The organism is Bradyrhizobium sp. SZCCHNS1022, from assembly GCF_032484835.1.
Taxonomy (GTDB): Bacteria; Pseudomonadota; Alphaproteobacteria; order Rhizobiales; family Xanthobacteraceae; genus Bradyrhizobium.
Genome location: NZ_JAUETT010000001.1, coordinates 2,452,225 through 2,479,196, shown reverse-complemented (window position 1 = coordinate 2,479,196; position 26,972 = coordinate 2,452,225). Strand labels below are relative to the sequence as shown.

Here is a 26,972-nt window from a genome sequence, read left to right as displayed (position 1 = left end):
GCCGCATCGTGCTTCACGGCTGCGGCTGTCCGCGTCGGCGCCCATCGTCCTTGTCGGCCGGCTTGCTCGCAGTGCCTCCGGCCGGAGGCTGGGTATCGAGGCTGGCGCCGCCGCTTCCGCCGCCATAGCCGACCACCTCGACCATGATGATCGACGGCCGGTCGTTGGACTGCGGCTGCGTCACCGGTGCGGCCTGCTGGGTCGCCGCGGTCGCGTTGGAGGCCGAGGTCAATGCCGCCGTGTTTGGCGGCGGCGTGAAGCTGAGGCCGGTGACCGAGGTCGCCTGGACATTGAAGCTGTTGAGCACGGTCAGCGCGGCCAGGGTGACGCTGGTGCCGCGCAGGCCCGCGGAGCCGAGGTCGATGGTGCCGTGCGGCGCCACCAAAGTGACGTTGCTCTTGCTCGGATCCTGGCCCGGCAGGGTCAGCAGCGCGGCGATGCCGGCGCCGGTGACCAGGCCCTGCGGATTGACGTAGCAATAGCCGTCCATGGTGCAGATCTCGCCGACGGCCGGGCTCGAGGCGTAAGTCTTCGGCCCGGAGCCGGCGCTGATGTCGCCATTGGCGACGAACACGCCGATGTCGCCGCCCTCCTGTGTCATGATGCGGCTCTGGTTCACCGCGACGGAATCGTCGGTGAAGATGCGAATGTTGCCGCCGCCGAGCGTCAGGATGCCCTCCTGGCTCGGCGACAGCACGTCGGTGGAGCTGTGGCCGACGGTAATGCCGCCGCCGGGGCCGATGATGTTGACGTCGCCGCCCTTCTGGGTCTCCAGCACCGACGAGGCGACGTTCATCTTGCCGGTTGCGACCTTCGCCGCCGCGCCATTGGCGCCGCCCGTAGCGTTGTCGGTGTAGCCGAGAGCGGCGGGGAACAGGGTCGAAATGGCAGCATAGGCGCGCGCGTACTTTCCAGCATACTGGCTGGCCGGATCCTTGGCGTCCTTGCCGACCCGGATCAGCAGATCCAGCAACGCGCGGTCGACCAGCAGATGCTGCCGCGTCGCCGACAAGCCCTGGAAAGTGGTCCAGGCCTGGTCACGCGACTGGCCCAGCGCGGCCGCGATGTCGGCGAGGAAATCGATGCCGCCGCTGCCGGCCCGGGCCGGATCGACGTACTGCGCGATCGCTGCCGCATAGTCGATACCCGGCTTGACGCCGAACAGGATATCGAGCTCGGCGCCCTGCGATGGGAGATAGTGCTTGACGGTCGCAAGAGTGCTTCCGTTGTTCGCCGCTGTCAGTGCGCTGCCGTCGCCGACCGTGAGGACGCCTTGCCCATTTGTTGTGAAGGGACCGAGGTCACGTCCAGCCTGCAGCAGGAGGGTGCCGGGACCATAGAGCAGGTAGTTGCCACCGACCAGATCGTTGCCGGCGACGATGCTGGTGATGTCGCCGGCATTGTTATTCTGGCCGGTAAATTGGAAGCCTGTGATCTGCGGACCACTGCCCGTTGTCGCCACCACGTTTCCCGTAGCCGTGGCCGCGTAGATGTTGTTGCCAGCCTCGATCCGCGCCGGCTTGATCAGCGTCATGTTCGTGGGGACGGTCGTGGCGGGGTTGACCGCGTAGATATCCTGCCCTGCGGCGATGATCACCGGCTGCGGATCGTTGGCGTGCAGCGCCTCGGTCAAGCTGGGCAGCACCAGCCCGAGCGGGCTGATGTAGCTGGAGAGGCTGACTTGACTGTTGCCGACCACCTGGGTCGACGTCGTGACGAGGTCCGGCATGTTGAGCGAAGGCCCAAGAAAAATCGACTGTGCCGCGACGATACTAAGAGTGCCGGTATCGCTGCCGCTTCGGGTCGGAATCGGGACCAGGTTGGCCGCGGTTGCGCCGCTGAGATCGACATTGCCCTGCAGCGATACCACGTCGAGCGTGGCTGGCAGCGACAATCCTATTCTTGCTCCATTCGAGCTAAATGACGTGAGGGTGTGATAGAATAGACCACCCACGTTATTCTGGGTCGTCGTATCGATGGTCAGGGCGGTCACGTTGCCGGCAGTGCTCGCCAGTGCGATACCGCTGCCGGGACCGAACGTGGTGAAAAGATTGCCCCAGCCCGGTGCCAACGCCCCACTGCCGTTGGGCCAGAAGCCCAACGGCGTGCGCACGTCGCCATCAGACGGAAGGGATGCGGGATCATAGACCCCACCGAGAGTGATCGATCCACGCGCGGTGACGGTCACAAAGCCGTCCTGCACCGCCAGCAGCAGCGGCAGCGGGATTTGTCCGACGACGGCGGGGATGATGATGCTCGACCCCGGCAATGGCGCCACCTGCGACAACATCGTCTGTTGTTGGGTGATCGGATTCGACGGATCGACCTGGACCGAACCGCCGACCTGGATCATGCCGGTACCGCGGCCGACCAGGAAGTCGCTGCTCAGGAGGTCGCGGCCGGCCTTCACCACCAGATTGCCGCCGCCATAATAGGTAGCCACAGGGCCGATCAAATTGCCGCTGGCATCGCGGGCGCCGGTGCCGCCGCTGACCACCAGGGTTTCCGGCAAGGAGGCGCCGACATCGACGATGTCGGCGCCCGACGTCAGCGTGATGTTGCCGCCGCCGAGCGCGCCGAAGCCCTGGAAGAAGGTGTTGAAATTGATCCAGGCGGCCGTCTGGCAGTTCTTGGGGGCGGGGCAATTGACGGTGTTCGTAAATGGCGTCGCCGTTCCGTTCGACAAGCCGTAATGGATGTACCACGAACTCCAGAACTCGCCGGTCGGCCCATTCGGGATGCCGTACTGGCTGCCGGTGGAGTTATCGGTGGGGGTCTCGATGCCGATGATCGAGCCGCCGGCCGTCACCGTCACCGCGCCGCCGCCGCTCGACCAGGCCGGCAGGCCGACGAGGCCGTTCGGAGTGGTCTTGTAGAAAACACCGGCCGCAGGCACGGTGTAGCCAGCCGGCGTCACGACCCTTGCGCCCGCCGTATAGACGGCGCCGGGCGCCGCCTGGTCGATGAAGGCAACGTTGTCGGCTGCGGTCATGTCGATCGATCCGGTGCCGGTCCGGACCAGCGTGGGGATATAGATTTGTGTGCCAGAGACCGCCGCATCCAGATAGGTCGTATGCCCATTGATCAGCACGCTGCCGGTGGTGTTGCTGGCGGACGCCGGATCGGAGATCGCCACCACGGCATTGGGATTGGCCGAAGGCGTGGTGCCGAGCACAGCGCCGGCGACGAAGTCGTAGGAGAACGAGCCGTTGTTGGTCCCCTGCGTGATCGACATCAGGCTCGCCGCTGAGGTGGTGTTGAGGTCTCTGACGACCGCACCGGAAACCGAGGTCTGCGCCGGATTGTTGGCGATCAGGTTGGCGACCAGTCTGTAGCTCGTTGCGGCATTCTTGCTGAAGCCGTCGAACGGCTCGTAGAAGCCGTCGCTGATGGTGGCATTGATGGCGACGTTGTTGGCGGCGCGCAGCGCCAGCGTGCCGGCATCGCCGGCAAAGCCGCTCACGGTGGAGCGATAGGCCGGAGTGTAGCTCGTCAGCGGCACATTTCGGCTCGACGTCGGGACGCTCGCACTCGTCGGCACCATGCCGCCGAGATTCCAGTTGCTGGCGACCGTAATGTTGCCGCCGTTGACGGCCGTCGACGGATTGACGAGGGCGATCTCGGGCCGCAGGTGCAAGGTCGAGCCCGGCGTCAGGCTCTGCGCCGCCGCGCCGGGCGCCGTCGTCCTGATCGTCGCACCGGACAGGTCATAGCCGGTCAGGCTGGTCTGCTGGACGAACTTGACCAGCGTGTTCTGATAGAAATCCAGATGCGCCAGATAGGCGCCCGCGGCCGCGGTCGCATTCCCGGTCGCAGCGTTATAATACGAGGTCGGATAGATGCCCGTCGAGCCGGTCACGGCGGTCGGAGTGACGACCTGCGTACCCGCCCCATTGAAGAAGCCGGCGGGATCGATGATGCCGTCGAAATGCTGGTCCATCTGCGCTTTTTGCGCCGCGCTCAGCGCGTTGTACTGGGCGACCGTGGTGATGGAGCCGCAGCCGGCTGCAATCAGCGAGCATCCGTCCGTGGTGCTCCACACCGCATAGGCATCGAGCACCAGCCCGCCGCCGCTCGGCTGGCCGCTGGCACCCGCGCTGGTGGCGATGGTGCCGTGGAATTGCGCATTGAAGCCGCCGCCGGCCAGGATCGGTGCGCGCAGGATCACCTGCCCGCCGGTGTTCGAGATGTTGGCGCCACCGGGGCCGCCGCTGACATCCAACGTGGTGTTGGCGGCGACCGAAATCGCGCCCGAGGATGTCACGTTCTCATAGCCATAGGTCGAATTCAGCGAGCCGTCTGCCGCCGGCGTACCCGAGGTGCCGAGCTTGATGATGCCGCCATTCTGCACCAGCAGCGAGCTGCCTTTGGCGTAGTTCGGATTGTTCGGATCATCTGCGACCCAGGCCGCAGTCAGCCGCGTCCCGGCCCCGATGCTCACGCCGTTGGAGCCGTAGAGCGAGATCTGGCCGTTGAGGCCGCTGGCATCGAGCACCGTGAGCTGGTTGGCGGGGTTGCCGGCGTCACCGCTGCCATAGACCTGCACGCTGCCGTTCTCGGCATCGAGCATGATCTGCCCGGCGTTCAGGGCCAACGCCCGCGTACCGGCAACATTGCCGATCACGATGTCGCCCTGTTGCAAGGTCACCGCGACGCTGCCGGTGAAGCTCGTCGGCAGCACGCTGCCGGCCTCGAGCGTGCCGGCCTTAAGCGTGAAGTCGCCGCCGAGATCCTTGAAGGCGGCGTGCCCGTCCAGCGAGCCGGCCAGCCTGACAACGCCTGGGGCCTGCATGGTCAGCGACCCGGCAAAGCCGATGCCCACGCCTGAGACGTCGACGCTCGCCCCGTTGTCGATCAGCACGTTGCCGGTGCTCGACACCAGCCGGACCTTGCCGCCCGGCGCATCCTTGACGATGTCGAGCACCGTGACCTCGGAGCCGGACGCACGGATCGAAGCTCCGTTGCCGAGCTCGACGTCGCCCGCGGTCGCGATCAGGCTGACATTGCCGGATAGCGCCTGGATCTTCGCGGTATCGAGGATCGATGCGGCGGTGATGGAGAGGGCGCCGCCGATATTGCTGGCGACGGCGGCAGGCGCGGTCCCCGCCCCTGTCATCAGGTTGACGGCGCCCGTGGTGGTGATGGACTGGGTCGCGCCGCTGTTGACCAGGAGCACCGGGGCCGAAAGCTGCATGTTCGCAGCGCCGGCATTGAGGCTGCCGGTGCCGCTGAACGCGATCGCCCGGCCGGCCTTGAGGACGACCTGGCTGACGCCGCCGATCGTCTTGGCGCCGACATCCTCCGTCAGGGTATCGCCGGCACTCAGCGTCAGGCTGCCGCTGCCCGCGCTGCCGGTCGCCGTGACGCCGCGGCTGTTGGCGAGGCGAATGTTGGTCGCATTGACGGTGGTCTGCCCGCCCTGGCTGATCAGGCCGGCACTATCGAAGATCAGGGTATTGATGGGGTTTGCAGGATCGGCGCCGACGATCAGATTGCCGGAATCGACGAGATTGATCACGGTCGCGCTGCGCAGCCGGACCGTGCTGGCACCGTTGAAGTTGGCGAGCACGGCCGGGTTCAGCGAGATGCCGGACGTGCCATTGCCGATGTTGATGACGGAGCCGGCGATCTCGTAGTTCTTGGCCTTCAGCGAAGCCGTCGCGTCGAGCGCGCCGCCGCCGCTGGTGTCCAGCGTCAGCGCGTTGCCGCCATCGATCACCGCACCGACCCCGATCGAGAACTTGCCTTGAGGCGATGCGGCGGGCGGCAGCGGGCCCGGACCGCCATATTGTCCCGGCAGGTAGGTCCGGGTCACATTCACCAGCTTGCCGTTGGAGACCCGCAGCATCGCGCCGTCGCCACTGACGCCGGCAGTGTAAGTTACGTTGCCAGCGCCGTCTTTCGTCGCCACCGGATTGGTGCCGAACGAAATGTCGCGACTGGTGCCGCCGGGCACAGCGCCTTTGGCTTGAATCACGCTGCCGGCATCGACGGTGAGGCCATTGCCGGACGTGACGCCGGGGATCTGGGCCAGCGAAACCAGGATCAGCTCCGGCCCGGTCAGGGCGTGCGCCGCGTCGGTCTTGACCTCGAGATTGAGCGCGGTCGCGGTGATGTTCTGGACGCCGCCCACGATCGATGCGGTGCCGCCGATCAGGACCGAGCTCGCGCCGAGATTGCTGATCTGGTCGGCGTCGAGCACGAGATAATTCGCCGATCCCGTGCAGCCCGGCGCGCTGCCGGCCAGGCAGTCCGCAAGCGGGAGCGCCTGGTCGGACGCCAGGATCACGATGTTGCTGCCGCCGATCTGCACCTGGCCGCCGCTGCCGACCAGGCCTGGCGCCAGATCGCTGGTGCCGGGGCCGAACAGGTTGGTGCCTGCAAGGTTCAGCGACTTGACGGCTCCGAGCACCAAGGTGCCGCCGTCGATCGGCAGCGGCGGCGGGGTCTGGCCGACGGCGATCGCCTGGTTGCGGAAGAACGTGGTGCCGGAGGTGACGTCGATGCGAGAATATTTCGACCAGACCGACTTCGACTGCACCTGGAACAGCGCCGATTGCGACGAGCTCGCGCCAGTGAGCGCGTTGCCAAGCTTGCCGACGACATATTGCGAGCCGTCGGCGCTCGTCGCGCTCTTGGTCGTGCTGGAGCTGACATTGCTCGCCACCTGGACGACGCGATAGGCGCCGGGCAAAGTCGCATACATGCCGGGCAGCAGCACATAGGTGCCGGCGGCGATGCCGCTGCCGCCGGCGATGGTCACGGTTTGCCCCGGAGCGATCGCGTTCGGACTGTTACCGGCCGTATTGAAATTCGAGCCCGGCGTCACGGTGACGCCGGAATAATAGGGATATTGCGCGAAAGTCGGATCATAGGCGCCGACCGGCGCTTCATAGGTCGGGACCAGGGCGTAGACCTGACGCCCGTCAGAATAGGTTGGTGAAGTGGCGCCGGTGGACACGTTCTGCTGATATGACGTCAGCACGTTGCGGGAACCGCCATTGCCGGCGACGAATTCGGTCGCGTAGATGTCGCCCCCACCGCTGAGGTCGAGCACCGCGCCGGACTGCGTGGTCACGTTGTTGCCGAACAGGCTGATCGACTTGCTCGGCGGCGCGGTCAGGATCGGCGGCAGGACATTGCCGCCGATGCTCGTAGGCACGCCGTAGTACCAGGTGGTGTCGTCGACCGTGATGCCATAGGGGATATCGAGTCCGGCGGCGGAGACCGAGGTGAGGCTACCCTTGCCCAGTGTGACGGTGTCGGTGGTCACGAATTGCGGCTTGGTGCCGGTACCGTCGAACAGCGCCGCAATTGCCGCAGGCATTGTGGTCGGCGTGCCTACGATCATTGTGCCGAGCGGCGCCCAAAGCGTGCCGTCCTGATTGATTGTCTTCGCGCTCAGCACCACCCCGCCTCCGGCGGACAGCGGCGCCGTGGCTTGACCGTTCGGCAGGATGGTCAGCGTGCTCGCGGAGTCGACCGTACCCGTGGAGACCAGCAAGAACTGTGTCCCGGTGACCGGATAGATCTCCGTTGCCTGCAGGGTCAGATTGCCCGACGTGACCAGCGCGCCGGCATTGACGATTTGGTTGGTTCCGACGAAGCCGTAATCGGAGGACAGTAGCCGAATGGCGCTGCTGCTCACGAAATTTGCGTTTGCGACGTTGTCCAGCGCGATCGAACGTTGCAGATCGATCCATTTGGCCGAGACGTTCAATGTGCCGTCGGCAAGCGACGGCGCCGTGAGCATTCCATCTACCCGCGAAATCCCAACCAAACGGGCATAGCTCGCCTTCAGATTGACCGTCGTACCGCCGACGCTGGGGATGCATGCCGTCGTGCCGCAACTCGGCGCGGTATACGCGGCCGCATCACTCACTCCCGCAGGCAGCAACCCGCCGCTATTCGGCAGCAGAACGACATGTCCATTGCCGGCGATCAGCGTCAGCGCGCCGGGCACGGACACATCGACCGAGCCGCCGAATGCGATGCTGCGATTCGCGGAGAGCGTGACGGAATCGAAGCCGCTGTTATTCAGGGTGTCGGCGCCGATGAAGGCGCCCGCCGGGCCTGCGCCGAGCGCCGGCAGGTTTGCGGCGACGATGCCGGCCGGCTCGATCACGAGCGAACCAGACCCGACCGCGACGCTCAAGCTGCCGCCTGTGGCCTGCGGCGCGCCGCCGGCCGCGTCGACCACGCTGGCGAAGTAGATTTTGTTGCCGCTAAGCTGCAGGCTGCCGCCATTGCTCCAGGCATCCTGCCCGCTATCGCGTGGCGAGAAGCGGACCAGCCCGCTCGCAGCGGAAACCGCAGATCCCCGCAGATCGAACTGCGCACCGGACTGCGCGATGATGCTGCCAGTGGTGCCGATCGTGGCATTGACCGTTGCGGTCAGCGTAACGGTGCCGCCGTCGAGCACAGTTCCAGTGGAATAGGCCACGACCTTGGGATTGGGCACGAAGGTGCCGCTCACATCGAGCAGCGCCGTCGAGCCGATCAGGATGTCACCGCCCGACACGTTGATGGTGCCGCCCGATGCGATGACGCTGCCGCGGATGTCGGCCGTCGTTGTCGCGCTCAGCGCCACGACGGCCTGCGGGTCTGCCTCGATGCTCGCGCCAACATCGAGCAGAACGCCCGCATTGGCCGAGGCCAGCGTCAGGCCGGCCGGCTTGCGCCAGCCATCAGGCAGCAGCCCAACCGAAGCATAGTTGCGTACCAGCGCCCCTGTCGGCGCCGCGAGCAGGTTGCCGTTCACGATCGCGTTGATCTGGCGCGGGGTCACATGCGTGCCGGACGTCACTTTGGCGCCGCCATCGGCACCATTGACGACGACCTGTGAGAAGCCGCTGGTGAAGAACGAATTCGGCAGCACCAGTTCGCCGGCATGCGCATCCGAAACCGCGTAGCTCGCTACTGCGGACGCGCCGGTGCCGGCCAATGCGGCTGCGGTCTTGCTCGACACGTAGGACGTCGCCTGCGTGGCCTTGCCATCGACGGTCACGGTCGGCACCTGCAGGGTCAGCGTGCCGCCGCCGTCGAGCCCGTCGGCATAGATCGTACTGCCGAGCACCACGCTCGCGAAGTTCGCCGGGCTCGAAGTCCCGTCGGCTCCCTGGGGACGAACGTTGAAACTATTGTTGCCGCCGGTCCCTGAACCCGGGGTCACAATCGAACCGTTGAAACCGCCGGCATAGGTCACGAGAGACAGGCTACCGCCTTTGCCGACCGGCAGCGCATCGGATCCGGTCTTCAGTTTGCCCGTAGTCCCGACATAGCCGCCGCCGGACACGTCGATGATGCTGCCCGCTGCCAACACGATGCTCTGCGTCGCGTCGGTGAACACGCCGGTGCCGGTCGACGGCCCATTGCTGGCGGCGAGCGTGCTGATGCTGACGCTGCCCCCATTGACGAAGCCGGCGCCCTGCACCTCGTCGCCCGACAGGCCGCTGTCGTTGACCCAGAGCCCGTGCACGTCGAGCACGGCCCGGGAGCCGATCACGACCGCAGCGACTGGCGGCGTCTGCGGCCGGTTGACGGGATAAGTGAAGCCGGTGAGCCTGATGCTGCCGGCGGGCGCCGACAACGTGCCATCGATGGTGGCCACGTTATCCAGCGTGATGCTGCCGCCCGCGCGCACGGACAGGGTCGCCCCCGTCTCCATGCTCAGCGTGTGAGCGCCCTTGATCGAGATCGAGCCAAGCGACAGGTTCGACAGCGAATCGGTAAAGATCGGCAACATGCCGTTCGCCAAGGTCGGCGACCATGTCGCGGCGGTCGCAAAGCTCACCCCCGCAAGGCCATAGGGATCGGCGCCAGCATTGGCCTGCGATTCCAGCGACACGTCGTATGCAGTGGCACCGGCGGGGGTCAAGGTGAGGCCCAGCGAGGCACCGCTCGGCATCTTGTCGGCAGCGGCGACATTCGACGATCCGGCCAGGGCGCGCTGGCGGCTTCCGGCGATCACGGTAGCCACGATGTCGCCGGCGAGGATCGGCGCCTGCGCCGTCACATTGATCGCACCGCCATTGGCGCCCGCGACGTAGCTGCGTTCGTAATGCGCCCCGCTGCCGGCCAGCCCCGCATAGGTCTCCGTAACGCCCCAGCGCGAATGATCGACCGTGAAGCCCGTATAAACCGTGTATGACAGGTTCGGATCGGCACTGCCGATATCGTAGAGCCGCCCGTTGGAGCCGAGCAATCGCGTCGTGGTGATGACGCCGCCGGCATATTGCACATAGCCGCCGGAGACGTTGACGCTCGAGCCCGGCATCTGCACGACGTTCTTGGCCGACGAGGTAAAGCTGCCGCCCACCGTCAGGATCTGGTCGATGCTTTGCGGAATCAGGCCGACATAGCCGGACGCATTGAGCAGCGGGGATCCCACCCATTGCAGGCCGTCGGCGCGGGTGCCGGTCAACCGCGCATCGATGCTCACGGTCTTGCCAATCAGGGCGGCGGCCAGCGGCGTGTCGGCCACCTCGGCCTGGGTCACCAGGATGTCGATCTGGTTGACCGACATCGGCAGGGTCACACCGGCGATGCCGGAGACATCCACGGCGCTGCCGGCCTCGAGCAGAACGCTGCCACTGGTACCGTCGCCGCTGATGGTCAACGTCGCGCTTGGCGCCTTGATGAAGGCGCCGCCGAGGCCCGAACCGTGGCCCTGGACATCGACGCCGCCCAAAGCTTGGATCGTGAGCTGCGGCTGCAGCACGGTCTTGAAATAATCCGCGTTATTGGCGCCGTTCGCATTGGTGGGGGATGTGAGGGTCGATGTCGGCAGCGTGCCGCTGCTCTCGTCGGGCAGGATCGCGGTCAAGCTGTCGGCACCGAGCACGATATTCCCGGTGGTGGCCGTGATGCCGCTGGTGACCGTGCTGAGCAGGATCGAGCCGGTGCGCGTGGTGCTGGTGGTCGATACGATGGCGCCGAGCTGGTCGATCTGCCCGCCGGCCAGCGTGACCGCGCCATCATTGGAGATCAAGAGGCCGTTGGCGGCATTGGCGACGGGCGTGGTGCTGCCCTCGACGCGCACCTGCTGTGCAGTCTTGACGCCGACTAGGCTCGACAGCGGCGTCATCAGCGTGATCTGAGCGCCCGCAGCCAGAATGATCTGGCCGTTTTGCGTGGTGATCGCGCCGGCGTTGCTGACGCCGCCGGCGCCGAGCAGCGCCACATAACCGCCATCGCCACCGGAGCTCAGACTTCCGGTGGTGTCGATCCGCGCGCCGGCCTGAACCACGACCGTGCCGCCGCTCCCCTGCGAGAACACTGCGGCTCCTGCAACCTGATTGTTGAAGTCGGACGGAATGGTGTCCGAAAACAACCCGCTCTGGAGATACTGCTGATAATTGTTGCCGCTGAGATTGGCCGACAGGTCGAGCGTCGATGCGACCAGCGTATGCACATTGATCTGGCTGGTGCCGGTGAAGATGATGCCGTTCTGGTTGATGATGTAGACGGCGCCATCCGCCTTGATCGCACCCTGGATCTGGCTCGGCGCGATCCCCGACGCGATCCTGTTCAGCGCCGACCAATCGCGGTGGCCCTGCTGGTTGAACACGACCGTGGTATCGCGCGATACGTTGAAACTCTGCCAATTCAACAGCGCCTGCGACTGGGTCTGGTCGATGGTGACCGTGGTCTGGCCGTTGCCTTTGCTCTGGGTCGGGGTATTCGCGCCGACCCAGGTGGTGACGGGGTTGGCGACGCCCGGAGCGGCAAGGCCACTGTCCGGCACCAGCCCGCCGGCTGCCAACCCGCTTGGGATGGCCCCCTGCGCCGCCGCAGCAGCAGCGCGAGCCGCGCTCTGCGCCGCCTGCATGGCCTGGATCGCACTCAACGCCCGCGTCATCGATTGCTGACTGTTCTGCGCTGCCTGCTGGGCCTGTTGCGCCGCCGCTGCGGCCGCGGCTGCTGCGGCGGCGGTCGCCGACGACACCGGCCCGGCGCCTCCCAACGGACGCGCGCTCACTGCCGAACTCGCCGCAATCGCGATCGCAATCGTACTCACGCCGACGAGCAGCAAGGCACGACGTGAAGCGAAGCGGGTCCAGAAATGCGCAGGCATGCGGGGGCCTTTCGAAGCGACAACAAATCAGACCCACAGGCGCATCGGCCGGCGGCAGCCGGCCTGTGACGCAATCGACAGGCTGCGTCATCAGATCAACGTAAGCAGGTCGAGCGATCAGCCCTCCCCAAACCGCCGCGACGCCCGCCTGCACCCAAGCGAACGCGCCCGACGACTCGGGGATGCGCCTCTCCTCATCTCTAAGACTGTCTGCAGACCCCTAACACGCAGCCCCGGCGACAAAAATTTTCGGCTATATTGATTGAGTTCAGCCAGGAGCAGGAGCCGCGACATGAACGCGAACATCGAGAGAACGCGGAGTTGAACGCTGCCGATCTGGAGCTCGCTTGCGCGCTTGCGGCAGCCTCTCCTCAGGCAGTTCAGATCGAAAGCGTACCGGCCTCGCTGATCGGACCGTCATATTCGCCGCGACTAGCGATCGCGCCGCGCTCTCGCCGTCGCATCCGCCGACTTGATGCCTTTTTCAGCAGCCCCAAACAGGACGAAGTCGACTGAGCGCTCGCCCTGGGTCAGCACGATCCGCCGCGACTCGACCTTGTCGACCTTCCAGCCGCCGATGTCGTCACCGGTCCGCACGCGGACAACCTTGTCGGCCGGACGTCTATCGGCCGCACGGATCATCGCACGGCCCTCCCCGTTCTCGCTGACGATGCCAAGCACAACCAGGCTGGGCGGCGGCGCCGGCGGCGCTGCCTCTTGCCGCACCACAACTGGGGTCGCCACCTTCGGTGGCGGTCGCCGGGACGGTGAGAATAGCGGACGCTGATGCGTGGCCGTCAATTGCTGCAACGGCTGCAGTTCAACGGGATTACGGATGGCAACCTCCTCGCCGGCAGCGAGTGGAGCGATCGCGATCAGCGCGATGCCGAGGACCAGGGTGACGGAGATAAAAAGCCGACCGCCGGCAGCATGCTTGCGTGTCGTCAGCCCGACCATGCCTATTCTCCCACCGCCCGTCGATATGAGCGTCATCCGAACATGCGAGCATAACCTGCGTCAGGCGACGACGTCTTGCAAGTCCTGCAAATTGCAGGTCTTGCAAACCAATCTGCGGAGGTTCCGAGCGAACCAAGGCTGTTTGCGTCAAATCGATGAAGGCGAATCACAACTAAGCATTCTCGCTATGCGCGAGATGAGCTCATCGTCGTTACAACGACGTCATCGAATTCGAACACACTCCGCATGCTTCAGCGAAAGCGGCTTGCTGACGTTGCAGTCCACGATCGGCACCAAGACAATCATCAAAGACACATCCATCAAAGACCCATCGCGTCATGCGTTCGCGTCGCACTTCCGCCGGCCTCTCGGCCGGTCTCGCATCCTTACTGCGCGGAGGTGTGACGTTCGCCTCGCTCGCGGTCGTGGGATGCACATTGGGTCTTGGGCAAGCGCTCGCGGCCTGCGAACTGCACGCGCGGATGGGAACGATCACGCGCGTGGTGCAGATCCAGCTCGACAATGTGCATCTTTCTCGCGACGAACCGCTCGTCCCCTCGGATCTCGAACAGATGCCGCGCTTGCGTGCGTTTCTCGCCAGCAACGGAACCATCGGCAGCAATCGCCCGACTGCGCCGCCGTCACAGCGGGCTCCTGATGTCCTGGCCGTCCTGACTGGACTGCTTGGCGACCGCATGGGCGTTTCCATCGGCGACAGTTACGGCAGCTTTCGCAGCGACGGCAGCGTCGATTTCTCACCGGCCTTCGGCTACTGGACAGCAAGCGGAGGCGACGGCAAGCCGCTGATGCTGGCCGACAGCGGCAAGATGGCGGCGGCGCCGTGGGTTCCCTTCACCCGAGCGGGCTGCGACGTAGGCGCGTTCGCAGTGACCGGCCTCACGCTTCAGGCGCTGGACGCTGAGGTCGCGAACGTACTGGGGAGCTCGGAAGCAGAGGCCGCTGCCCGCGATCCCGCCAGCGCCGAGGCGGATCTCCTCGGCATCGCCATCCATTGTGCGCGCAACAGCCAAATTTGCGCTGATGGCCACGCACGACCCGATGTGCTGCCTGACGAACCCAACGGCTATATCGGCTTTAGCGGATTGCTCGGCAATCGTCATGTGCAACCAGCGATATCACCCGACGGCCCGGTGAAGGGGCTCGACGGCAGGGTGATTGCGGATCACGCCGGCCATGCCGGTTTTCCCGGCTCGAATCCAACGGCAGCCCAGTCGCTCGGCTACGCCGTGGCGATGCTCGAAGCCGGCGTGCAGGTAGTCTATGTCGCAATCGGTGATGCTCACAAAGACGGCGACCCGCGTGGCTCTGGCCCCGGTGAGCCGGACTATCTGATAAGGCTTGCCGATTACGATGCTGCGTTCGGATCGCTCGTGGACAGACTCGCCAAGCGCGGAATCACGAAGAGCAACACGCTGTTTGTCGTCATTTCGACCGGCAATGACCGCTTCACCGGCGGACCACCGCAAACACCGACATGCGACAGCTCTCACGCGCCGTGCGGCTACGGACCTATCGGCGCAATCGATGTCGCGATCGATCGACTGGTCGCCTCCCAGCGCCGCAATGTGACCAGCTTCGATATCCAGCGCAGCAGTACACCCGCCTTCTACATCCAGGGCAACCCGCGGCCGACCGATCCACTGACCCGCACCCTCGAGCAGGACGTCGGCAAGCTCACGGCTTTGAATCCGGTAACGACGAAGACCGACAGGCTCGCGGCCCAGCTCGCCGACCGCGCACAGATGCAACTGATGCACATGATCACGGCGAGCCCGAAGCGGACGCCGAGTTTCCTCATGTTCGGCGATACGAACTATGTGTATCGCACCACGAACAGTCATGATGATTGCGCTGCCTCTCCTGCTTGTGTCGCGATCAACCCTCGGGCTCCCTGGGTCGCCGGGGACCTCCAGCAAGCCGACGGCGGCGGCTGGTTCGGCCTCGTCGGGCCCGGCGTTGCGAAGCTCGGACAAACCGACATTGTCTCGTATCCTGCCGATCTGCGACCCACACTGCTTGCTTTGCTCGGGCTCGATGATGCTTACGTCCATGACGGCGTCGTGCTCGCCGACGCACTTGAAAGCCAGGCGCTGCCGCCGGAGATAGCCAGGTCCCGCGACGTCTACGCCGGGCTGGCCCGGGCCTACTGGAATTTGAACGCGCCATTCGGGCCGCTTGGCCGGGCCGGCCTGGCGCTCGCGACGCAGGCCATCAGAGGCAGCGATCTCTTCTACGAACGCTATCTCGGCGCCATTGGCGCTGTCCAAACGCGGCGCGATGCGCTGGCTCTGGAGATGAAAACGCTGCTCGACGGTGCCGCATTTGCGCACGTCGCAATCGACCCTGCTTATGCGGGCAGGCTCGTCACCCGCGCCGAGACGTTGATCAACGAGGTCGAGGACCTTGCCGGACAGAGCCTGGGACCTGCGGATCGTCCGTGGAAAGCGGCGCGCGATGCGCAATGACCACAGCGATGCCGGTCTGGACCGCGCATTACAGGGGAGAGCAGCCGTGCCCTTCATCGAACAGTCCCACCGAGGGCGCATCGCCTCGCTCGGCGCCCTGGCCGGCGCCTGGCTCGCAATCGGCGGCCTGCTGGGTGGCTGCATGATCGACAAGAGCATCGATCTGCCGGCGCGTGACCAGGTGACGGATCCGATCCGCGATGCCGATCTTCGTGCCCGCTGGAACGGTCCGGTCAATGTCCAACCGGGTGCTGCAGCGGCGTCCCGTCCGATCCAGCCGATGATGTACCCGGGCATCGAGCAAAATCCCGCTACCCCGTCCTTGCTCCGGGAAGCGACGGGATCAACGCGCCTCGCGACCGCGCTCGACGGCGATCTCCCGAACAAGGCCGGCGAGGTCGAGCTGAATTTCGAGAATGCCGACATCCAGTCGGTCGCGAAGTCCGTGCTGGGCGACAGCCTCGGGCTGAACTACGTGATCGATCCGCGCGTCCAGGGCGTGATCACGCTCGCTTCCGCGCAGGCCATCCCGCGCAAGGACGTGCTGCCGGTGTTCGAGAGTGTCCTGCGGATGACGAACGTCGCCCTGCTGCGCGAGGACAACCTGATCCGCATCGTGCCATTGCCCGAGGCGTCGGGTGCCGGTCCCGCGAGCTTCGGCACGGGACAACCAGGCTTTGGCGTGTCGATCGTGCCGCTGCGCTACGTGTCCGCGGCCTCGACCGCCAAGACGGCGGAGAGCTTCCTGTCACGGCCTGGCGCAGTGCGCGCCGACCAGGCCCGCAACCTGCTTCTGATCCAGGGCACCACGTCCGAACGCCAAGCGGTCCTCGGCGTAATCGCAACGCTCGATGTCGAATGGCTACGCAATCAGTCGGTGGCGCTTTATCCGCTGAAATCGACCGCGCCCGAGACCATGATCCGCGAGCTCGACAAGGTATTCGATACAGCAGAAGGCGGCCAAGGCCAGGGCGTGATCAAATTCCAGCCGGTGTCGCGGATGAACGCCGTACTGGCCGTGAGCCGCAACAGCAAGGTGCTCGAACGCGCGACCCAGTGGGTGCAACGGCTGGATCGCTCCGATCTCAGCGGCACCACGGTGCGAACCTATGGATTGCGGTTCGGCAATGCACGCGCCATTGCCCGAATTCTCAACGAGATGTTCGTCGGCCGTTCCGGGCAAGGCAGCCCAGACAGCAGCCAACAAAGCCCAACCGCTCCGGGACAGACGGCGGCCACCTCGCGCATCGACTCGCTCGGGAGCGGAACGCTGAGCAATCAAGGCAACAGCGGGACGACAGCCGCCGACAGCTCCGGCACGCCGGGCAAGGGCAGCACGCCGATCCAGGCCGCCTTCGACAGCTTTGGCGACCGCAAGGACGCACAGCAGGATGACGCGAACGGGCTCGGCAGCTCAGGCACCGGCGCAATGCCACGCGGGCTGTTCCAGAACGTCCGGATCACGGCCGACACCACCACCAATTCGGTCATGATCTACTCCAATCAGGAGGACTATCGTGTGATCGAACGGGCATTGGAATCGCTCGATCGACCCAGGCTTCAGGTGGCGGTGGATGCCATGGTCGCCGAAGTCACGCTGACCGATCAGTTGCAATATGGCGTGCAGGCCTATCTCACCAGCGCGAACGCTGGCCTCGGGACCGATAAAGGCTCGGTCGGCCTGTTCAACGCGGCACAGTCAGCGACGCAATCGGCCCTGCTCGCGCGGGTGCTGCCCGGCTTCAATCTCCTGCTCGGGGCCGAAGCAAATCCCAAGCTGATCCTGAACGCATTGTCGACCTTGACCACCGTCAAGGTGCTGTCGGCCCCCTCTCTCGTGGTCGCAGACAACCAGCCGGCCATTCTCGAGGTCGGCAATCAGGTTCCGATCTCGACCGGCACAGCCACCGTATTGTCGAGCTCGAACACGGTGGTCAACACGATCACGCTGCACAACACCGGCATCATCCTCAAGGTCCTGCCGCATGTGCATCCGAACGGAGCGATCGATCTGGAGATCGAGCAGGAGATCTCCAACGTGGTCAACCCCGCCGGGATCAGTGCGCAAAACCTCACGCCGACGATCTCGCAGCGGCGCATCCATTCGACCATCGGCACGAGCAGCGGCCAGACCGTGCTGCTCGGGGGCCTGATCAAGGAGGATGACGAGCGGACCGTGGAAGGCATTCCGGGGCTCGCCCAGATCAGATATCTCGGCGACCTGCTGAGCCAAAAAACCGACATCAAGAGCCGCTCCGAGATCATCGTGTTCGTCACCACCAAGCTGATCCGCAACAGCCAGGATGCCCAAGTGGTCGCGGAAGAATTCCGCGAGCGGTTGGATACGATGCGTCGAAATCCATCGAGCTTCGGAGCAAACGCGACAGCAGCGGGCCCACGCAGATAGCAAAGCACGCGCCGATGTATCTGCGCAGGTCCATGCTGGGCATTCTGGGGGCGGCGGTTGCAGCCGGCACGGTCGCAGCAGCCGAACTGACCGGGGTGCGGACGGAGGATAACGCCACGATCATCGCCCTCCGCGGAGACATCGAGGAAGGCGACGCCGACGGGACCGAGGCGCTGATCAAGACCGCGAATGACGACGGGCGGCTGGTGATGGCGATCCGGCTCGACTCGCCGGGAGGCAGCCTCGCCGAGGGGATCAAGCTCGCCGAACTCATTCGTAGGGCCAAGCTGCCGACCGTGGTGGTGAGCGGAGCCCGCTGCGCGTCGGCCTGCTTCATCGTGTTCGCGGCCGGAGTTGAAAAATTTGCAAGCTTCGGTGCCGCCATCGGGGTTCACGGCGTCTCCGACAGATTGGGCCACCAGAGCGCACAAACCGAAGCGGCGACCTTGGCGATGGCGCGTATTGCCGGCCTGTTCGGCGTCCCGCCCCGCATCGTCGGCCGCATGATCGTCACGCGGCCCGATGCCATCGCATGGCTCTCGCCGGACGACCTCCGCTCCATGGGAGCAATCATGACGGACCGCGTGGAGCAGCCTGCTCCGCCCGTTTCGGCCAGCAAACCGGCAGGGCCGGCCCGGCGATGGCTGGTACGTGCACCGCATCGCGCCGATGAACCGTAGCTGTTGTGGCGGCTAACGGGTCATGCTCGCCGGCTCAACTCAACAGCACCACCCCGGCCGGCAGCGAAACCGCGCGAGCGCCGAACAGTTGCTCCACCTGGGCGACGAAATTGTCGAGCCGATCGAGCTGGAACGTGCCGTTCACGAGGCGGCGCTTGAGATCGTCATTCGTGATGATGATCTTGCCGGAGCGATAGCGATTCACCTCCTCCACCACGCTGGCGAGCGGCCGATCGCGAAAGATCAGCAACCCGGTTCGCCACGCCGACACCTGGGCCGTGTCGACCGGTATGACGGCCTGCAGACCTGCTGCCGAATAGCTCACCTGCTCGGATGCCCGCAGCTGAACCACGCGGCCGTCCTGCGCGACGGCAACGCTGCCGTCGAGGCAGGTGACCGCGACGACGCCATCCAGGCATCGTGCATTGAAATCCGCTTGGGATGCGCTGACGCGCCCGCCCGCGGCGACAAGCTCGACCGGTTTCTGCGACGCGAGCCGCGCTGTGACTGATGCCTCTCCGGCGATCAACTCGATGCGGAGTTGGTCCGGCGCAGGCCGCAACGCAACGCTGGTCTGCGTGCTGAGTTCGAGCGCGATGTCGGGCGTCAGCATCACTTTGCGATGCTCGCCCTTGGTGGTGCGGTAATCGGCCGAGAACTCGCTGATCGAAGGCCAGAGGCCGAATGGCGGGTGCACGACCATGTAGGCGGCCGCCGCGGCGATCGAGCCGCTGAGGACCAGACGACGCGTCACGCTACGCGACGGCAATTGCGGTGACGAGGCCCCGCGAGGCGCCCTCGTCGCCCGCTGGTCCTCCTGCTCGTGGGCGAGCTCGCGCGCAGCAACGCCCGCCTGGCGAAACAAGCGCGCCGCTGTCTTGAACGCCTCATCATGCGCAGCACTTTGCTCGCGCCAGTGCCGTAGAGCGTCCAGATCGGACCGAAGCGGCGCGCCCGTCTTCAGACGAATGACCCAATCGAGAGCCTCGTCCAGTAACGGATCGAATTCGGGCGTCCACGTCGGCACGGTCACAATCGATCGCTCATATCCAATTCCGCCAGCTCCAAGCTCGGCCCGCTTGGCAATCCCGCCATGGGAAAAGTTCTGCGCCGGACGCCGCAACACGCGTCCATCGCATCCGGCGCGATCGAGCTCTTACCCGATAGACGACTGGAGCCTCGCTATCCCGCAGAAAAAACCTGCCGAAACCAACAAATTTCAGCCGGCCATGACGGAAATGCCACTTCTGCTTACCGAAATACCCGGTCGTTCCGGCCTGCGGGCCTCTCATCGCGTCCGTTTCATGCGTGTCATGAGCGAGGCCGCGGACCGCCGAGCCGGCGAACCAGGGTGTAGTCCAGCGACGTTGCGCAGTGCTTGAGCGCCAGCCTCAGATCATTGTCGATGGTGCGCGGGCTGACTCCAAGCCGCGTGGCGACCTCGCGCGCCGGCTCCCCGTCGATCGCGATGCTCTGCAGCACCTCGCGCGCCCGCGTCGGCAATTCGGCGAGAGCGCGTTTCAAGGCATCGACCTCCGAGCGTGCCTCGACCACCCGCGCCGGATCTGGCTCCTCGTCACAAAAATCCAACAGCGCGTCGATCTCCGAGCTGCTGACCCGGTAATTCTGCGCCTTGCGGCGGTCATTGGCGATGTTGACGGCGATGCGAAAGATATAGTCGGCGGGGCTGCGCACCGTCACGCCGTCGGTCACCCGCTCGAGCCGCAAAAATGTTTCGTGCAACGCCTCATAGGCGAAGTCGGCGGATCCGAGGCACCGCGTCAGCCTCCTGATCAAGCTATCGTAATTCTCGACGAGCTGCCCCCGCAGCCGGATACGATTGACGTCAGCCACGTTCCGCCGCCCCCCAAGGCCGGCTCAAGCCCGGCTCGCTCGTGCGCGCGAGCCATGTCCGCAGCGCCCCTGGAGGTAGCGGCGCTGGACGACACATTTATGACGCGAGTCCAGCGCGTGTGGAAACACAGGCCGGGCAGGCCCCTCCGTTCCCTCCGTGAGCTGCGGTCGCCGGATCATGACGGATCGAACTCGAGCGTGATCCGCTCATTGAGCAGGTCGGGCAATTCCGGTGGAATCGGCGGCAGCGGCTGCGCCCGGCGGATGGCGTCCATCGCTTCCTTGTCGAGCACGGCTTGACCCGAACTGGTCTTCACCCAGACGCCGAGCAGCGTGCCATCCCGGCGCATCGAAAACAGCACATCCACCGCGCCGCGCAGCCGCGCCGAGCGAGCAGCCCTGGGATAGCGCTGGTAGCGCGCAACGTGACGCAGCAAGGCCTGCTGGAAGCGCGCCGTGGCTCCGTTCGGCGGAGCTTCCAGCGGCGCCGGCAAGGCAACCGCGCCCGACGCGGGTCGCTCGGTCGGCAGCGACGGAGTCATCGGCGTCAATGCGGCGAGATCAACTGTGGCGGCGTCCGCATCGTTGATCGGGCTATCGACGCGGCTCGCAACGTGGCCGGCCGAAGGTAGCTCCGTTGCGGCAACGGGAATCGACGCCGGCGCCGGCCGGGGCAGCAATTGGACCTGCACCATCGCACTTCGCTCCCGTGCGGACGTCTCCGCCGACAGTTGCGAGCGGATCCAATAGATGCCGCCGACATAGAGCAAGGTGACGACCGTCGGAACCAGCACCAGCCGGAGCGCTTCGCTTTGGGTCCAGGATTCTTGAGACGCGGCCGCGACGAAAGGACTCGTCGCCCACAGCGCGGGAGCCCGCTCCTGTCCGCCGCCGGCCTCGCCCTTCATTGCATCGACCTCACGACGATGACGACCCGCACCGGCTGTGCTGCGTGCGCCGGTGTCGGTCGGCTGACGGTGAGGCCTCGTAGCGCCGCCTCCACTGCAGCGTCGCGGCCCTCACTGCCGGTTGAGCGGACCAGCGCGACCCGCTGAACGGTGCGCAGCGGATCAATCCACAGATCGAGCGTCGCGCGATAATTGCCGCCGCGCGTCTCCGAATTCTTTTGCAGCACTTTCTGAATGTCGGCCTGCAGGCCCTCGCTGTAATCGCGCAGCCGGCCGGCATCGTCTGCTTCTTCCGTCGCGCGCACGCGAAGCGTGCCCAAGGACAGCTCCGTTGCTGCCGGCACGCTCATCAAAGCAGCCCCGGACGGCGCGTCGCGCAGAGCGAGCGTGACGGCGTTCGGTCGGGCATACTGAACCTTCAGGTCGGTCCCGCTCAAGAGCGTCGCAAGCGCTTCTGCCGGCGTGTAGTTGCCCTCGACAGCGGCTGACGTGCGACCGACTGCGGAATGGCTTTCATACAGCACCTGTACGCCGGCTTTTTCCCCATAGACCTGCAAGGCGTTCGCCAGCGGTTGCGCAGGGATATGAAAGGCGATCGCCACCTGGCTGGACCGGAGCCCATCCTCTGCTGCTGCAGCGGCGATCCCGATGACCAGGATCGATCCCAGCATCGCAGCCAGCCAGCTCTTGCGTGCGCCGAACGACGAACGTGGGACGCAGTGACCTGCGTTGCGCACGCACCGCATCGCGAGGCTTTCTCCGAGTCGGCTCGAAGTCAATGGCAGAGCGGTGATGCAGGCCTTCGCATGTCGGGTGCATTCGGTCATGACAGCGAGACGCCATTCAGCTCTTCATTATGCACGACTTGAGATCGGAAGAGCCGGCAGCGCGTGAACCGCGGGGTCGGCTTGCGCTGTGGTATCGCTCAAATGTGACAGCCGTCTAACCACCCGTTCCAAGTGAGTTCCATTTAAGAAGCTTCTGAAGGTTGAAAACCTTGGCTCGGCAGTGACTTCATGACGATGCCGACGTCTCTTTTCATTCGAGGGGGCTGCCCCCAACAATCATTATTTCTGAAAATAAGAAATCCGAATATCTTTCGCCAAGGGCGGAGCGACATATGCTCCGTCGATCCCAGTTCGCTCGTTCCGCCGAATACGCGGTGGCGCAATACAGATGAATGTGCCACCCGGAATACACCTGCGCCCGCTCCGATCGGTCTTACCCGCAACCTCGCTAGTGGAGGAAGCGGAGACGGCTCGGCATACGCCGACGGCCGTCCTATCGGCGAGAGGCAACAGAGCTTCGCTGCTGAAGCAGTCTATGCCGCCACGCTGGATACGGGCTCGGAGCCTGCGCGCTCCGCCCGACGATCATCGCTCGAAATGCGTGAGTGTTTCGGAGAGAAGATTGATCGTCGCTTCCAGATTGTCACGCCGCGCACGCAACGACTTTGCGAGCGTCGGATAGCTGACATGGGCCACGTCCGAGATCTGGCATTGCCGCTCCTCGGCCTCGATGTCGGCAGTCATGGTGTCGAGATTGACCCTGAGACTGTCGATGAGACCGCGGACGCGCGTGACCTCATTAGACGGCTGTCGATCGATTGTTTCGGAACGGAGCAAGGGCATCATCACATTGACCTCGATTGTCCGGCATTGGCACAGATCACGGACCACTCCGTGACCCCAGCGCCGACAGCAGCAAGCGGGGTGCCAGTCAGGTTCGGGCGGAACGAGCGGCCTCTGCCGTCGAATACCTCCCTATCGTCCACAGCTCATTGGGAATTCGGGCTGGACATGGGTTAAAGGGCGCGGACGAGCGCGGTAGACTCACCGCATCATCACTGCAGGATTCGCAACGTGCCCGATCCCCAGATCGTCTGCCCGAACTGTCGCACCGAGATCCATCTGACCGAGCAGCTCGCCGCCCCGCTGATCGAGGAGACGCGCCGCAGGTTCCAGGCCCAGCTCGCTGCCAAGGAGGCCGATTTCGGCCGTCGCGAGCAGATCATCAAGAAGGCGCAGGATGAGCTTGCCAAGGCAAAGGCTGCGATCGAAGAGCAGGTCGCAAGCCGGCTGAAGACCGAGCGTGGGGCGATAGTGCAGGCCGAAGCCACGAAGGCACGGCAGGCGCTGGCGGACGAGATCGGCGCCCGCGATCAGAAGCTCGCCGAGCTGCAGCAGGTTCTCTCCAACCAGGACGCCAAGCTCGCCGAGGCCCAGAAGGCCCAGGCCGAGATGCTTCGCAAGCAGCGCGAGCTCGACGAAGCGAGGCGCGAGATCGAGCTCACGGTCGAGAAGAAAGTCCAGGAGAGTCTCACAGCCGTGCGCGACAAGGCGCGGCTCGAAGCCGAGGACGCGTTGAAGGCCAAGGTCGCGGAGAAGGAGACGCAGATCGCCGGCATGCAGCGCCAGATCGAAGAGCTGCGCCGCAAGGCCGAACAGGGCTCGCAGCAGCTGCAGGGCGAGACCCTGGAGATCGCGTTGGAGTCGCAGCTGCGCGCGCGCTTTCCCCGCGACCTGATCGAGCCGGTGCCGAAAGGCGAATTCGGCGGCGACGTAGTGCACCGGGTGGTCGGGCCGAACGGCCAGGCCTGCGGCGCGATCCTGTGGGAATCCAAGCGCACCAAGAATTGGAGCGACGGTTGGCTTGCCAAGCTGCGCGACGATCAGCGCGCCGCCAAAGCGGATATCGCGATGATCGTCTCCACGGCGTTGCCCAAAGGCGTCGACGGATTCGACCTGATCGACGGGGTCTGGGTGGCGGAGCCGCGCTTCGCGATTCCGCTGTCGCTGGCGTTACGCCAGTCGCTGATCGACTTGGCGAGCAGCCGGCTCGCGCAGGAAGGCCAGCAGAGCAAGATGGAGCTGGTCTATGTCTATCTCACCGGCCCTAGGTTCCGTCACCGCATCGATGCGATCGTCGAGCGCTTCACCGAGATGCAGTCCGATCTCGACCGCGAGCGCAAGACCATGATGCGGCTATGGGCCAAGCGCGAAGAGCAGCTCCGGGGCGTGCTCGACTCGACCGCGGGACTCTATGGCGATCTTCAAGGCATCGCCGGACGCGCCATGCAGGAGATCGAGAGCCTGGACGTTCTCCTCATTGAGGCAAACGGCGAGGCCGCGGAATAAAGCACGCCTGATCGGTTGTAACGGCGCGTAGGGTGGGCAAAGCGCGTAGCGCGTCCCCACCACCGATCAACGCATGATGGCGGGCACGGCGCTTGTTCCATCGCATGTGGTCGGCACCGGGCGGTAAACTCGCCCTTGCCTACTCTGCACGATCTGCAATTGACCCAGCGGCGAACGATCGTTCGAGTCCCCGCCCATCCGCCGGCGCAAATCTTTTCTCGTTCGTGCGCATGCTGGTCTGCTAAGATTGGCCGATCACGGTCGTACCGGTTCCTGTCCGTCATGGTTGTCGACGAGCGCCTCCGTCTCCTCGCCCCAACGCTACTGAGCTACGTCATGATCGCAGCAGCGATCGGGGCGCCATACGGATATGCGACGTCGATTGCCGCCGGCGCGGGCCTTCATGGGCTGATCCGGGGCGCCGTGACCGGCGTGCTCATAGGCACCGCCGTGAGCTGGCTCAGCTTCTTCGTCCTGCAGGCGCCCGGCTCGCGGCTTGCGCGCACGTCGTTCATGGTCATCGTCGCCGTGCGCTCCCTGGTCTATCTCGTGGTCTTCCTGGTGGCCATGGCTATCGGGCAGCTGCTGATTCCCAACCATCCGCCGGCCCGGCCGATCAGTATCTCCGGCGATGACGTCCTGTTCTGCTTTGCCGCCACCTTCGTAGTCAGCTTCCTGTTCGAGGTGAGCGGTCTTCTGGGCCAGAACGTGCTGCTGTCCTTCGTAACCGGACGCTATCATCGTCCAAAGGTCGAGCAGCGCGTGTTCCTGATCATGGACATGAAGAACTCGACCGCAGCGGCCGAACGACTGGGCGAAGTCGACTTTCATCGGCTGCTCAATCGCCTCGTGACCGATCTCAGCGGGCCGATCGTGCTGCACCACGGCCGGATCTACAAATATGTCGGCGACGAGCTGATCGCCACCTGGCCGCTCGCCCAAGGGCTGAAGGACGCGGCATGCGTGCGCGCCTGCTTCGCCGCGCTCGCGCGGCTGGCTGCGCACAAAGCGGACTATGAGCGCGAGTTCGGAATCACGGCGCAGATGCGCGCCGCCCTGAATTGCGGACAGGTGGTGGTCGGCGAAATGGGATCGATCAAGAAGGAGATCGCTTTGTCGGGCGATGCGCTCAACACCACGGCGCGCCTGGTCGACGCCTGCCGCGAGCGCGGTGAAACGGTGATTGCCTCGGCCGAGCTTCTCGATGGCCTGACGCTTCCGCCGGGAATTGCAGCGCGGTCGCTGGGCCTGATCCGGCTGCGCGGCAAGGAACAGGCCATCGGCCTGTGTGCGCTGGCAGAGGCTAAGACCGATACGCGCGCCGCGGCCTTGTGAGAGAGGGCACCCGCGACTTTAAGACTCGTATCGAACCACTGGCGGGCCGATCCGATCGAGCCGCGTCAACTATCGAACAGCGCAGCTTCGGTGAAGGCGAGGTCGCCGAGCCGCGGCGGATGCGGGCCCTTGGCGTACTTGCGGCCTCGCTGTTCCGAGTACCAGCCGATCAGGCCCGGCACCGGCGCGTTCGAATCGAAGCGCACGAGGAGACCGCCGCGGCGGACCAGGAAGCGGCCGAGATTGCCGGCGAAGCGGATGAGATCACCAATATCGCGGCAATAGAGCAGCCGGAACACCGGCACGCGATTCCTGACCAAGTGCTTTTGAAACACGAAAGGATGATAGTTGTTGCCATCCTGCACGACGAGGCTGAGGCAGCCGAACTCTTCATGCCGCCGCAGCAAGTCGACCTCATAGTCGGAAAGGCCGGCGCTCTCGCCTGCAGCGAGCGGCCGCACCGTCGCCCGCGACACCGGCTTCGACAGTGCGAGCGCCGCGTAGATCTGGCCGCGGCAATAGACCGAGAATCCCTGCGCCTCGACCTGCGGCCAAGTGTGCGGCGCCGGCGTGATGTTGAAATAGGTCACACGCTTGTCGCGGGTGGCGGCCCTCACCAGGAGCGAGCTGAAGGCGCGAAACTCAGGCTCGACATACCAGCTCGAGACATTGCAGCGGACGACGGTCTCAGATCCCGCGAGCACCTCGGAGAACAACAGCAGGATCACGCCGACCGCGGCTCCGTCCTGTTCGAGACAGTATCCGAATGCCGGATAGCCGTGCGGACGCGGGCGCGTTGCGTGCCGCTGCAGGCCTCGCAGCCAATATTGCTGCGAGCAATGCGGAAAGCCACGGTTCAACAGCGCGGCGATCGCCGCCAGATCGGCCTCGCCGATCTCACGCACGCGAACGCCCGGGCGAGTTGCCGTCACGGGCTGCGCTGCATTGGAATTGTCTGCTTCACGACCGAATTGCATTCAGCGACGCTCAGGTCTCCACGGGCTCACCTCGAACACGGCATTGTCAGCAATTCTAATCAAAGATGCCGTGCTGCGCGAGCAACCGGTTCCCTAGGCTCGCCTTTACGTTAATCGATCGCTGCGTGAGGCCCTCGTATTTTGAGCTGTGCGGC

General features: G+C 65.2%; 13 protein-coding genes. 5 read left to right on the top strand and 8 right to left on the bottom strand.

Annotated elements, in window-relative coordinates; translation table 11 throughout:
- Positions 1-13 precede the first annotated feature (13 nt).
- Entirely contained in the window at positions 14-12,076 is a 12,063-nt protein-coding gene (locus tag QX071_RS11175) for a filamentous hemagglutinin N-terminal domain-containing protein (RefSeq protein ID WP_315728448.1), read from the bottom strand.
- A 432-nt stretch (positions 12,077-12,508) separates the two neighbouring features.
- Positions 12,509-13,033 (bottom strand): hypothetical protein, encoded by a 525-nt coding sequence (locus QX071_RS11170; RefSeq protein WP_315728450.1) that lies wholly within the window; start codon positions 13,031-13,033, stop codon positions 12,509-12,511.
- 482 nt (positions 13,034-13,515) lie between these two features.
- On the opposite strand from QX071_RS11170, the gene QX071_RS11165 reads away from it, so the two are divergent.
- The 3 genes from QX071_RS11165 to QX071_RS11155 are packed head-to-tail and all read left to right on the top strand — an operon-like array spanning position 13,516 to position 18,606.
- Positions 13,516-15,519 carry a hypothetical protein gene (locus QX071_RS11165; RefSeq protein ID WP_315728452.1) on the top strand — a complete coding sequence of 668 codons (2,004 nt, stop codon included), beginning with the start codon at positions 13,516-13,518 and terminating at the stop codon, positions 15,517-15,519.
- Between the two features lie 46 nt (positions 15,520-15,565).
- Positions 15,566-17,926 (top strand): type II secretion system secretin GspD, encoded by a 2,361-nt coding sequence (gene gspD, locus QX071_RS11160; RefSeq protein WP_315700768.1) that lies wholly within the window; start codon positions 15,566-15,568, stop codon positions 17,924-17,926.
- Positions 17,927-17,958: 32 nt separating this feature from the next.
- On the top strand, positions 17,959-18,606 hold the full coding sequence (locus tag QX071_RS11155) for an ATP-dependent Clp protease proteolytic subunit (protein ID WP_315700769.1): 648 nt from the start codon (positions 17,959-17,961) through the stop codon (positions 18,604-18,606).
- A gap of 34 nt (positions 18,607-18,640) precedes the next feature.
- Here QX071_RS11155 and QX071_RS11150 read toward each other — a convergent pair whose 3' ends face one another.
- The 5 genes from QX071_RS11150 to QX071_RS11130 all read right to left on the bottom strand — a co-directional run bounded on the left by QX071_RS11150 (position 18,641) and on the right by QX071_RS11130 (position 23,002).
- Positions 18,641-19,639: a FecR family protein gene (locus QX071_RS11150; protein ID WP_315728454.1), complete on the bottom strand. Its 999-nt coding sequence runs from the start codon at positions 19,637-19,639 to the stop codon at positions 18,641-18,643.
- Positions 19,640-19,917: 278 nt separating this feature from the next.
- Positions 19,918-20,460 carry an RNA polymerase sigma factor gene (locus QX071_RS11145; RefSeq protein WP_315700771.1) on the bottom strand — a complete coding sequence of 181 codons (543 nt, stop codon included), beginning with the start codon at positions 20,458-20,460 and terminating at the stop codon, positions 19,918-19,920.
- A gap of 176 nt (positions 20,461-20,636) precedes the next feature.
- On the bottom strand, positions 20,637-21,368 hold the full coding sequence (locus tag QX071_RS11140) for a TonB family protein (protein ID WP_315700772.1): 732 nt from the start codon (positions 21,366-21,368) through the stop codon (positions 20,637-20,639).
- A complete protein-coding gene (locus tag QX071_RS11135) occupies positions 21,365-21,970 on the bottom strand; it encodes a secretin and TonB N-terminal domain-containing protein (RefSeq protein ID WP_316171701.1) in 606 nt (201 codons plus the stop codon). Before QX071_RS11135 ends, QX071_RS11140 begins: the two co-directional genes overlap by 4 nt.
- Before the next feature lie 771 nt (positions 21,971-22,741).
- Positions 22,742-23,002, bottom strand: a complete 261-nt coding sequence (locus QX071_RS11130; RefSeq protein ID WP_315700774.1) for a hypothetical protein — start codon at positions 23,000-23,002, stop codon at positions 22,742-22,744.
- A gap of 228 nt (positions 23,003-23,230) precedes the next feature.
- Between QX071_RS11130 and QX071_RS11125 the strand changes: the two genes are divergently transcribed.
- Together QX071_RS11125 and QX071_RS11120 are read left to right on the top strand one after the other, a co-directional pair.
- Positions 23,231-24,505 carry a DUF2130 domain-containing protein gene (locus QX071_RS11125; protein WP_315700775.1) on the top strand — a complete coding sequence of 425 codons (1,275 nt, stop codon included), beginning with the start codon at positions 23,231-23,233 and terminating at the stop codon, positions 24,503-24,505.
- Positions 24,506-24,841: 336 nt separating this feature from the next.
- On the top strand, positions 24,842-25,840 hold the full coding sequence (locus QX071_RS11120) for an adenylate/guanylate cyclase domain-containing protein (RefSeq protein ID WP_315700776.1): 999 nt from the start codon (positions 24,842-24,844) through the stop codon (positions 25,838-25,840).
- A gap of 65 nt (positions 25,841-25,905) precedes the next feature.
- Here QX071_RS11120 and QX071_RS11115 read toward each other — a convergent pair whose 3' ends face one another.
- Entirely contained in the window at positions 25,906-26,817 is a 912-nt protein-coding gene (locus QX071_RS11115; protein WP_315700777.1) for an acyl-CoA acyltransferase, read from the bottom strand.
- Positions 26,818-26,972 lie beyond the last annotated feature (155 nt).

Bases quoted from the DNA above. Each gene is read 5' to 3' on its own strand.
- QX071_RS11115 (WP_315700777.1), bottom strand. From the start codon at position 26,817: ATGCAATTCGGTCGTGAAGCAGACAATTCCAATGCAGCGCAGCCCGTG.
- QX071_RS11170 (WP_315728450.1), bottom strand. From the start codon at position 13,033: ATGGTCGGGCTGACGACACGCAAGCATGCTGCCGGCGGTCGGCTTTTT.
- QX071_RS11130 (WP_315700774.1), bottom strand. From the start codon at position 23,002: ATGATGCCCTTGCTCCGTTCCGAAACAATCGATCGACAGCCGTCTAAT.
- QX071_RS11175 (WP_315728448.1), bottom strand. From the start codon at position 12,076: ATGCCTGCGCATTTCTGGACCCGCTTCGCTTCACGTCGTGCCTTGCTG.
- QX071_RS11120 (WP_315700776.1), top strand. From the start codon at position 24,842: ATGATCGCAGCAGCGATCGGGGCGCCATACGGATATGCGACGTCGATT.
- QX071_RS11140 (WP_315700772.1), bottom strand. From the start codon at position 21,368: ATGAAGGGCGAGGCCGGCGGCGGACAGGAGCGGGCTCCCGCGCTGTGG.
- QX071_RS11165 (WP_315728452.1), top strand. From the start codon at position 13,516: ATGGGAACGATCACGCGCGTGGTGCAGATCCAGCTCGACAATGTGCAT.
- QX071_RS11155 (WP_315700769.1), top strand. From the start codon at position 17,959: ATGCTGGGCATTCTGGGGGCGGCGGTTGCAGCCGGCACGGTCGCAGCA.